The sequence below is a fragment of the Acetomicrobium mobile genome, from assembly GCF_937920065.1.
Window position 1 is genome coordinate 1 of the sequence record NZ_CALETC010000289.1, and the last position, 2,163, is coordinate 2,163.

Consider the following 2,163-nt stretch of genomic DNA (forward strand, 5'->3'; position numbering starts at 1 on the left):
GATAGTATAATACTACCGAATTTTATTTAAAAGACGTGGACTCTTTTTGATAGAAAATTTTTGGCAGGTGTTGACGTGGCTATTATCGCTGGTTGCAATCCCGATACTCTGGCATTGGCGTTAAAAATAAGTTTCGACCGCATCAAATAGGTCTTTATGCTAATGAAAGATAAACCAAGAGATCTCATTAAACCGGTGGTGCTTATCCAATAACCTTACAAATATTTTACACTGACCTGGCGTAGCAGAGTCGTTGCGCTTTTATTCGTATTATGGTATAGTTTCTCCGTCTATGTTTGGCATGCCTAATTTAATATTTTCGAGGAAGGTGTAAATTATGAAAGTCAAAGTTTATAGCACGCCTACATGCCCCTGGTGCACAAAGGTTAAAGAATATTTACAGGAACTGGGAGTAGATTATGAGGAGATAGATGTCAGCAAAGATAGGGCAGCGGCTATGGAAATGGTAAGGCAAACCGGCCAGATGGGGGTACCCGTTACCTTTGTTGGCGATAAATTCGCTGTTGGCTATGATCCTGATGCTATCAATGAGCTTTTGAAAGAAAATGACTTGTTAGATTAACACGAAGCTCGAAGGGGGGGTGCGCGTTGGATGAGCTTTTAAGCGTGAGCGTGGGTGGTGCCTTTGCGAGCGGAAAGCATCCGGTCAAAGTTGAAAACATTGACAGTTTGTCTCAAAAAATCGAAGAGACGGATGTTTTTTTGCGTAAAAAAGGCAGAGATGATGCAGAAGGATTTGGGTGGATTAACTTGCCCTATCAGGACCTGACGGAGATAATTGATATAGGTCGTTGGCTCTCCAAGTTTGATACAATCGTTCAAATAGGTATAGGAGGCTCTGCTTTAGGCAACAGGATGCTCGTAAATGCGCTCCTCCCCCCTTTTTATAACGAACTTGAGATGCCTTTAAGGAAAGGGCCAAGATTTTATCTATTGGAAAATTCGGACCCTATAACCGCAGCTGCAATGTTAAACAGGCTTGATTTGCCAAGGACCGTCTTTGTCGTGGTCAGCAAATCCGGCAGCACTACAGAAACCATCGCACACTTCCTTTGGACGTGGCAAAGAGCGAAAGAAAATCTTGGCACCAAAGCTCCTGAACACTTTTTGGTAATAACCGATTCTAGAAGAGGTAGTTTGCGGAAATTCGTTAGGGCGCGCGGGTGCAGGAGTTTGGAGATCCCCGAAAGCGTGGGAGGGAGATATTCTGTATTATCTTCAGTAGGCCTTGCGACCGCTGCGGCACTAGGCATTGACATAGAAAGATTGCTTCAGGGTGCAAGAGAGATTGATCAAAGGCTCGTAATGCGAAACTACTTGTGGGAAAATCCTGCGTGGGTATTGGCCGGACTAAATGTACTTCACGCAAGAGCTGGGCGGAACATGTCTGTAATGATGCCTTATGGAGACTGCCTTTCTGCTTTTGCGGAGTGGTTTGCTCAGCTTTGGGGGGAAAGTTTAGGAAAAAATGGGTTGGGCACCACGCCCGTTCGAGCCTTGGGCGCTATTGACCAACATTCTCAACTTCAGCTTTATATGGAAGGTCCCGACGATAAGCTCATCACTATCATTGATGTTAAAAATAGGCCTTATTTCAAGCTGCCTGACAATATCGATGATGATGCATTAAAGGACTTCGAGTTTCTATTTGGTAAAACCATGGGGGAGCTTTTGAGCGTAGAAGCTCGATCAACAACATCTGCTTTGATCAAGGCAGGAAAGCCTGTCGTGTATTTGAGCATACCGGAGGTCTCCGAAAGATATATCGGCGCTCTGATATTTTTCTATGAATATTTAACGGCTCTTGTGGGACTTTTAATGGATGTAAATCCCTTTGATCAACCCGGCGTCGAACAAGGAAAGCGTTACATTTATTCCCTTATGGGACGTCAAGGGTTCGAGGAGTACATTGGTGAGGTGGAACAATATTTCGGTAAGTGTCGAAATATCGAGATCATTTTATAAGCTTCCCAAGGGAAAATGATCGGTATTTAGGCCTTGCCTACAGGATTTAGGATTTCGTAGAGAGCAACAGAAGTTCGCAAGCAAATGCACGGACCTGGCATAAAAAGTGCAAGAAAATTTTAAGGCCTTTTTTTGGCGATCAGGGTCTAGCTAAAAAATAGAAGGTTTTATGGAGGA

General features: G+C 43.7%; 2 protein-coding genes. Both read left to right on the plus strand.

Annotated features, from left to right (window positions below; all coding sequences use genetic code 11):
- The first annotated feature begins 337 nt into the window (after positions 1 to 337).
- The gene (locus Q7P41_RS10660) at positions 338 to 583 is read left to right on the plus strand and encodes a glutaredoxin domain-containing protein (RefSeq protein WP_303884141.1); all 246 of its coding nucleotides are present in this window, start codon (positions 338 to 340) and stop codon (positions 581 to 583) included.
- A 26-nt stretch (positions 584 to 609) separates the two neighbouring features.
- Positions 610 to 1,986: a glucose-6-phosphate isomerase gene (locus Q7P41_RS10665; RefSeq protein ID WP_303884142.1), complete on the plus strand. Its 1,377-nt coding sequence runs from the start codon at positions 610 to 612 to the stop codon at positions 1,984 to 1,986.
- Positions 1,987 to 2,163: the final 177 nt, after the last annotated feature.

What these genes read in the sequence shown, in the direction of transcription:
- Q7P41_RS10660 (WP_303884141.1), top strand. Translation starts at nt 338, where the DNA reads ATGAAAGTCAAAGTTTATAGCACGCCTACATGCCCCTGGTGCACAAAG.